This is a genomic window from Erythrobacter sp. SG61-1L (assembly GCF_001305965.1).
In the GTDB taxonomy this organism is placed as follows: domain Bacteria; phylum Pseudomonadota; class Alphaproteobacteria; order Sphingomonadales; family Sphingomonadaceae; genus Andeanibacterium.
This window is the reverse complement of sequence record NZ_JXQC01000003.1, coordinates 2,249,592-2,256,663: the sequence shown is the minus strand read 5'-3', so window position 1 is coordinate 2,256,663 and position 7,072 is coordinate 2,249,592. Positions and strand designations below refer to the sequence as shown.

Sequence of the window (7,072 nt, the reverse complement as noted above, 5' to 3'; positions counted from 1 at the left end):
CGCTTCGGTCCAGACCTACCTGGTCGGCAAGGGCATCCCGTCCTCGGCGATCAGCAGCGAAGGCTTCGGTGAAGCGAACCCGCGGGTTCCGACTGCCGACGGTGTCCGCGAACTGCAGAACCGCCGCGTCGAAATCACCTACGGTCCGGGTTCGGGCAACTAAGCCCGATCCGAACCGCAAGGTCCGACAAACGAAAGGCCCGGGGGGAAACCTCCGGGCCTTTTGCTGTCTGGCGTTCCAGCCTCTTCGGATGCACATTGCTCCACGCAAATGGGAGAGAATGGATGCAGTTCGAAGATGCCCGCGTGGCCACGGTGCTTGCCGAGTATAGTGAACGCCACCGCGCGGAGATTGCCCGAATGGCCAGCATGGAGCCGGGAGAGATGGGCGCGCACCGAGATGAATTTCTTCTGCCTGTCGGGCAGGAGGCGGCGGGCGTTCTTCACGCACTTGTACTTGCGCGCAGTCCCGGCACCATACTCGAACTCGGAACCAGCTATGGCTATTCCACGCTCTTCCTTGCGGATGCCGCGCGGGCGTGCGGGGCGAAAGTAATCACGATAGACCTTGACCCTGCCAAGCAGGACTATGCCCGCGCCATGCTCGCGCGGGCTGGTCTGGAAGCTTTCGTGGACTTCCGAAATGGGGACGCGCTAGACGTAGTGGCAAGAGAACCAGGGCCGTTCGAATTCGTCTTCCTGGACATCTGGAAGGACCTCTACGTATCCTGCTTCGAAGCCGTCTATCCGAAACTGGCCGATGAAGCGGTAGTCGTGACGGACAACATGATTCATCCGGAGGGCGCCCGAGACAGCGCACGTGCACTGCGTAAGGTCATTCGCGCCAAACCGGACCTACAGACTGCGCTATTGCCAATCGGGCAGGGAATAGAGCTGACGGTGAGATGGAACGCCGGGAATTCGTCGCTCTGATCGCCCTTAGGTGCTGGCAACTGCAAACAGGCTTGGGTCCGCCGGGAAATGCGCACGAATACCGACGATCAGGCAGCAGAAAGGCCGAGTAAGTCGAAGAAGCAGCGCTTGAGGTGCACAGGTTCGAGTTGCGCGGTACAGAACTGATCGCCCGTAACTCATTACCGACCAGGCAGCTGGTGCTGAATTCCGCAGTCGCTACTATATCATAGGCTGACCGGGAGGAGAGAATAGCGCCAGCTCCTGCAGACACTGGCGCTCAAGCCGCCGGTGAGAGCTGTGAGCACCGATCCTGCTGGAGGAGAGGTTTACAAGGGCGGGTCGCCTAGCCTGTGGGCGCAAGCTGTTCGAGATCTGTCACCGGAGCGAGGCGAGGGCGTATTGTACAATCCGCCCTCGTATAAGGGCCAAACCTGTGCCCGACGTAAGGTTCAGCGGAGCAGGCCCATCTCAAGGATAGCGTCAATCCTGTCGATTACGCGATGGGGTGCGCGATCAGCAGGCTGGGCTGCCCATTCCTTAAGCGAGGTCGTGCCGGTGGTGACGCCAATGCCGATTGCTCCTCCGAGCCGGGCCATCTCGGTCTCAACTTTCGGATCATCGCCGACTACCGCAACGTCCTTCATCGGCAAACCAAGCCGGGCGGCGACGAACTGCATTGCGTGGAGCGAGGGTTTGCCGGTCACTTCCGGTTCCACTCCGGTCACACGGGCGATGGCGCCGCTGATTGCGCAGCTGTAACCGAAAGAGCGGCCGCTCTGCGTGGCAAAGAACGGTACGTCGGATGCGGTGAAGAAGGCTGCCCCGCGCAGCACAGCCTCGCAAGCGGCGTGGATATGATCCATGCCGCAGTCGGGATGCCAGGCGACATAAACAGCATCCGCGCGGGCGGCATCTGCATCGCCGGGCATGATCGTATTGAGGCCTTCAAGCCGCAAGGCTTCGCCCACACCTTCCGTACCCAGAACGAGGACGCGCTCGACGCCTCGGTTCTTCAGCACCTGCCCGGCAACGCTGTTGGGCGTGAACAGGTTCTCGTCAGGAATGGGCAGGCCGATTTCGCGAAGGCGCGGGCCCTGGCGGCTCGCGGGATAGGCGCTGCCATTTGTGAGGGCGAGATAGGGGATGCCGCGCTGCTTGAGGGCTTCCAGGGTCTCCACGGCGCCCGGCAGCACCTTGTACTGGCCGAGTTCGCGGTTGGAGAGGATAAGCGTACCGTCGAGATCGAACATCACGCCGCGCGCGGTGCCGATGGGTTCTGCGAATTGGGAATGGGACATATCGGGATCCGTGATCAGGCTTCGACTGCGAGCCGGAAGCCTTCCTTTTCAACTGTGATTTCGGTGAGGTCGCGGCGGCTGAGTACGCCGCGGACCAGCTCCATGACTGCCCGCGTCTCGGGATTATAGACCCGGTTCGCCGGGCCTGCCGCCTGCATGGCATCGACCAGATTGGCCGGCATGGTGGCGCGCAACAGGAATTCCTCGTCCGACAGGTTCGGGCCGATGCGCTTCCTGAGGTCCGACAATTCGGCCATGCCCGGTTCTGCTGCCAGTTCCTTGGTGCGCGGATCTGACATGATGCGGTCCATCAGATTGGGATCGACTGGCTGCATCGGGCGGCCGAACTTGCCGATGGCGAAGCGGATGATCTCGTCCGGGATCACGGCATAGCGTTCCTTGCCCGTCACGTTCATCACGGCCTGTGTTTGCAGCATCTGGGCAAAGGGCGTCATCACGATGGGCCAGCCCAGTTCCCGCCGGATACGGCCCAGTTCTTCGATCACCGCGCCTTCCAGATGGGGCACGCGCTGGTCCGAAAGATGGCGGCGCATGGTGCCGACCATGCCGCCGGGCAGATTGTGATGGAAATAGGCGGCATCGAAGGGCATCGGGTGCCCGGTGGGCAGGCCTTCGGCCTCTGCCAGTGCTGTGAAGTAATTGCAGACTTCCGCCACGGCCTCGTCATCGATCTCGACCGTGTGGCCCATGGCGCGCAGATTGGCGATCATGCGCTGGATCGGTGGATTGGAGGTGCCGTCGGCCGCGCCACCGCTGGCGCATTGCAGGGCAGTCGCTCCCAGTTCCACGCCTTCGAGATAGGCCTGTTCGGCCAAGCCGATAGTGCAATGGGCGTGCAGTTCCAGCGGCTTCTCGCCGATTTCGGCCATGATCGCGGGGATCAGGGTCTGGGCGCGCTTGCTGGTGAGCAGCCCGCCGGGGTCCTTGATGTAGAGCGCATCGATGTCCGGGCTGGCGGCCATGATCCGCGCTGCCTCGGCATAATGGGCGTCATCGTGGATCGGGCTGATCGTATAGACGAGCGCGCCCACCACCTGTTCGCCGCCTGCGCGCTTGACCAGACGGGCGACTTCCACGTTGGAAGCCGCATCGTTCATGGGGTCCGCCAAAGCGAAGCGGCGGATACCGTTGCGGGCCAGTGTGCGGAAGGCCAGTTCCATGAATTCGGGGCTCGCGGTCTCCCAGGCGATGAAGCGGAAGCCGGTGGAGAGGAATTGCAGCGGCGTGGTGGGGCAGGCCTCCGCCATGCCGCGTATCCGCTCCCACGGATCTTCCTGCTTGTAGCGCACCGCAACGCCCATATGAGTGGACGTGGTGAAGTCGATCGCCTTGAAGCCGCACCGTTCCATTACCGGGGCGATAGTGAGCGTGCGGGCCGTATCGACGCCAAGGGCGCCCCACAGGCACTGATTCCCATCGCGCAGCGAGGTTTCGACGAGCTGGACCTTTGCCATGGCCTTACTCGCCCGTCTTCACGCGGATGAGGGCCTGCCCCTCTTCCACTGAGGTGCCGTTATCCGCGAGGATGGCGACGACCGTGCCGGCAACGCCAGCGCGGACCGAGTTCATCAGCTTCATCACTTCGATGATGCCGATGATGCTGTCCTCATTCACCAGATCGCCCACCTTCACGAAGGGGGGATCGCCAGGGCGCGGGGCGGAATAGAAATTGCCGAGCAGCGGTGCGGGCACGTCCACTTCGCCCGCCGCTGGGCCGGTGGCGGGTGTCGCAGGCGCGGGAGCAGCGGCAGGAGCAGGCGTGGAGGGTGCGGCAGTGCGCGGAGCCGGGGCGGCCTCCACATCGTCATCGTAAAGCCGCCGGCCCGAACCACCACGGCTGACGCGCAGTTTGAAATCGCCGATCTCCAGCTTGAGTTCGGAAAACTGCGATTCATCCAGCAGGCGGGTGATCTCCGCGATGTCCTTCGCCGTCAGGATCATCGGCGGCCTCCGAAGATGTTCATCACGTGGTTCAGGGGATTGTCTTTCTTCTCTGCCACGGGGGCGACGTCCTTTGCGGACCAGACGGTTTCCGGGCGGCTCTGGAGCAGCAGGATGTCGCCCTGCTTGTCGACGGCCCATTCGATGTCCTGCGGGCGGCCATAGTGGCGCTCGATCCTCCGCCCGACTTCGCGCAGGGCCTGCAATTCGTCGTCGGAAAGGCAGGGGGCTTCCGCGTCCACCTTGTCCAGTTCTACTTCCACGATCCCGCCTTCGGGCGCGGGCACCTGCTTGGCGTGTTTGTGCGAAATGTCGCGCACGCTGATCTCGCCGGTGATCTTGCCCATCACCCAACGATCCGGCGTGACTTCGCCGGAAACGACCGCGCTGCCGAGACCCCAGGCGCCTTCGATAGTGATGACGGACTTGTCGCCGCTGGTGGGGGAGCGGGTGAACATCACGCCTGCCGTGCGCGCATCCACCATCTGCTGGACCACCACGGCCATCGCCACGCCTTCTTCGGGCAGCTTGTGCTTGAGCCGGTAGGTCATGCTCTCCAGCGAATAGAGGCTGCCCCAGCATTCGCGCACGCGGTGGACGGTATCTTCCGCGCTCAGCACCCACAGGAAAGTGTCCTGCAATCCGGCGAAGCTGGCATCTTCCGCATCTTCGGTGGTGGCCGAAGAACGCACGGCCACAGGCATGTTGCCGCCGCCGCACAATTCGGCATGGGCAGCAAGGATCGCCTGTTCCACTTCGGCGGGCAGGGGTTCTTCAACGACCCGGCGGCGCAGTTCCTGCGAGAGGGCTGTTACCGCTTCCAGATTGGCAGGTTCGAGCCGTTCCACCTTGCTACGCACACTGTCACGCGCTTCGAGTGCCTCAAGGAACAGCTCGAAGGCGTGAGTGGTGACGACGAAGCCGGGAGGGACGGCAATCCCGGCGCCGGTCAATTCGCCCAAGCTCCCGCCCTTGCCGCCTACGGTAGGGCGATCGTGAATGCCGACTTCGGAAAACCAGGCGACCGATTTCACTTCACTGCTCATTGCGTCATGCGTCCTCAAGCACCGTTTCCTCGTCGAGGATGGTCACGGTGCCGCGGCCGCCATCCACCCGGATGCGCTGGCCGTCCTTGATCTTCTGGGTTGCGGTGCCGGTGCCGACCACGGCGGGCAAGCCGTACTCACGGGCAACGATCGCCATATGGCTCATCGAACCGCCGATGTCGGAAACGGCGGCGCTGATCTTCTGGAAGATCGGCGCCCAGGTGGGGTTGGTCACCTGACAGACCAGAATGTCGCCCTGTTGCAGACGGCCGATTTCCTCGACCGACTTCACCACGCGGGCGGGGCCTTCAACCACGCCATGGCAGGCGGCGAAGCCCTTCAGCTCCCGCGTATCTTCATCCGCATCGGCATTGAGCCAGGTGTCGAGATTGTCGCGGGTGATGCCCCACAGCATGACGATGGCCGGGTCGTCGATCGAATCCGGCACATTGCCCAGAGCAGGCGGGGTGGGATGCTTGGCCCATTCCGCGATTGCGGCGGCACGCTGCTTGACGATGGCGGGCCAGTATTTCGGCCCGCGCGGCTCGGAACCGATGCCCCAGGACAGCATCAGGTCGATGATCGCGCTTTCCAGCTCATATTGGGTGAGGTGAAACACGTCCTCTTCCTTCTCGAAGAAGCCGTGATCACGCAGCAGGGCGCCGAATTCGCGGATCTTGTTGAAGAACAGGTTGGTGTACCAATGCTCGCAATAGAACTTGTGGCCTTCCACATAGGGGAAGACGCGGTGGGCGAGGTGGATCAGCTGATCGTAGGTCGCCTTGTCCTCGTTGGTGTCGAGCAGGTCGCGATAGTCGGCCACCAGTTGCTCGCGTTCGGCCACCAGCTGGCCGGTGGGGCGTTCGATATTGGTGCCGGCTTTCACCTTCTCGATATAGCCCGGCAGGGCCGCGAAGGGCAGCGAGAGGTCGTCGTTCCAGCTGCGGTGATAATGGTAGAAGCCATCGCCGGAGCTGACGTTGAACCAGGGATTGCGGCTCGCCTCCAGCTCGTCGAGCCAGGCCTTGCCGCTCTCACCCAGCTGGTCGAGCGCTTCCAGCACGTCGTCGATATACATGCCGTCATGGAACTTGTCGTCCACGCCCAGTTCCACCGCGCGGCGGGCGAGGCGCTTCACTTCCTCGTCGGGACGGAAGATTTCCGCCTCCATGCCGGCGACCATGCGGCTGATGGTCTGGTCCGAAATCTCGGGGAAGGCCTTCTTGCAGAAATCGAAGAAGGTCATGTAGGCGCCATAGCCCAGCAGCAGGAATTCGAAGTGGTGGTGCCACATGCGGTGGTACCCTTCGATCTGCTTCTGATAGATATCGAGCAGTGCGTGATTGGCGGCCACGCCCTTGCCGGTGTGGGTCGTCTCCAACGGCTCGTAATCGGGCAGGGAGGGCTTGGGCAGCGCCTGCGCATCCGCGATCAGGGCCTTCATCTTGTCCTTCCACTGATCGTACAAAGTCTCCCAGTGTTCGTAATAATAGAAGGCGCGCTGCTGGAATTCGCCCACGCGTTCCTCGATCTCTGCCGGGTCGGTAACGGCTACGCCGCCGATATAGACCCGCCCGTTGATCACGCGGTGGTCGATCCCCTTGGCCGTGGGCAGCACGTGGACGCGCGTGTTGAAGGCCCCCAGTGCGACATAGGCGGCTTCCGCCGTGATCATGTCGAAATGATGCATCGGTTCAGGGAAGTGCATCGAGTTGTAGAACCAGAAGCGCTCATCGTCTTCCGGAGTGAACTGGGTGTAATAGGGGTAGGCGGCCTGGGCAGCTTCGGTGCCCGGCACGACCTTCAGGGAACTAGGCAAGGGAAAGCCCTTGGCTTCATCAGCCATTTCCA

Annotated in this window: 6 protein-coding genes and 1 pseudogene; 2 read left to right on the top strand and 5 right to left on the bottom strand. The window is 62.8% G+C overall.

Translation table 11 applies throughout. The features are described 5' to 3' along the window. A pseudogene (locus SZ64_RS18940) lies at window positions 1-163 on the top strand (flagellar motor protein MotB); the annotation flags it as partial. 122 nt (window positions 164-285) lie between these two features. Then, a complete protein-coding gene (locus SZ64_RS11120; protein ID WP_054530889.1) occupies window positions 286-933 on the top strand; it encodes a class I SAM-dependent methyltransferase in 648 nt (215 codons plus the stop codon). 431 nt (window positions 934-1,364) lie between these two features. Here SZ64_RS11120 and SZ64_RS11115 read toward each other — a convergent pair whose 3' ends face one another. Genes SZ64_RS11115 through SZ64_RS11095 form a run of 5 tightly spaced genes read right to left on the bottom strand, consistent with a single transcriptional unit; the run spans window position 1,365 to window position 7,067 of the window. After that, a complete protein-coding gene (locus SZ64_RS11115; protein ID WP_054530888.1) occupies window positions 1,365-2,213 on the bottom strand; it encodes an HAD hydrolase-like protein in 849 nt (282 codons plus the stop codon). A 14-nt stretch (window positions 2,214-2,227) separates the two neighbouring features. After that, window positions 2,228-3,688: a biotin carboxyl carrier protein gene (locus SZ64_RS11110; RefSeq protein ID WP_054530887.1), complete on the bottom strand. Its 1,461-nt coding sequence runs from the start codon at window positions 3,686-3,688 to the stop codon at window positions 2,228-2,230. Window positions 3,689-3,692: 4 nt separating this feature from the next. Then, the gene (gene accB / locus SZ64_RS11105) at window positions 3,693-4,175 is read right to left on the bottom strand and encodes an acetyl-CoA carboxylase biotin carboxyl carrier protein (protein WP_054530886.1); all 483 of its coding nucleotides are present in this window, start codon (window positions 4,173-4,175) and stop codon (window positions 3,693-3,695) included. Beyond that, window positions 4,172-5,221, bottom strand: coding sequence for a PEP/pyruvate-binding domain-containing protein (locus SZ64_RS11100; RefSeq protein WP_054530885.1), 1,050 nt, complete (start codon window positions 5,219-5,221; stop codon window positions 4,172-4,174). Before SZ64_RS11100 ends, accB begins: the two co-directional genes overlap by 4 nt. A 4-nt stretch (window positions 5,222-5,225) precedes the next feature. Next, complete coding sequence (locus SZ64_RS11095; protein WP_054532206.1) at window positions 5,226-7,067, bottom strand: PEP-utilizing enzyme; 1,842 nt, start codon at window positions 7,065-7,067, stop codon at window positions 5,226-5,228. Window positions 7,068-7,072 lie beyond the last annotated feature (5 nt).

Bases quoted from the DNA above. Each gene is read 5' to 3' on its own strand.
- SZ64_RS11110 (WP_054530887.1), bottom strand. From the start codon at position 3,688: ATGGCAAAGGTCCAGCTCGTCGAAACCTCGCTGCGCGATGGGAATCAG.
- SZ64_RS11120 (WP_054530889.1), top strand. From the start codon at position 286: ATGCAGTTCGAAGATGCCCGCGTGGCCACGGTGCTTGCCGAGTATAGT.
- SZ64_RS11115 (WP_054530888.1), bottom strand. From the start codon at position 2,213: ATGTCCCATTCCCAATTCGCAGAACCCATCGGCACCGCGCGCGGCGTG.
- accB (WP_054530886.1), bottom strand. From the start codon at position 4,175: ATGATCCTGACGGCGAAGGACATCGCGGAGATCACCCGCCTGCTGGAT.
- SZ64_RS11100 (WP_054530885.1), bottom strand. From the start codon at position 5,221: ATGAGCAGTGAAGTGAAATCGGTCGCCTGGTTTTCCGAAGTCGGCATT.
- SZ64_RS11095 (WP_054532206.1), bottom strand. From the start codon at position 7,067: ATGGCTGATGAAGCCAAGGGCTTTCCCTTGCCTAGTTCCCTGAAGGTC.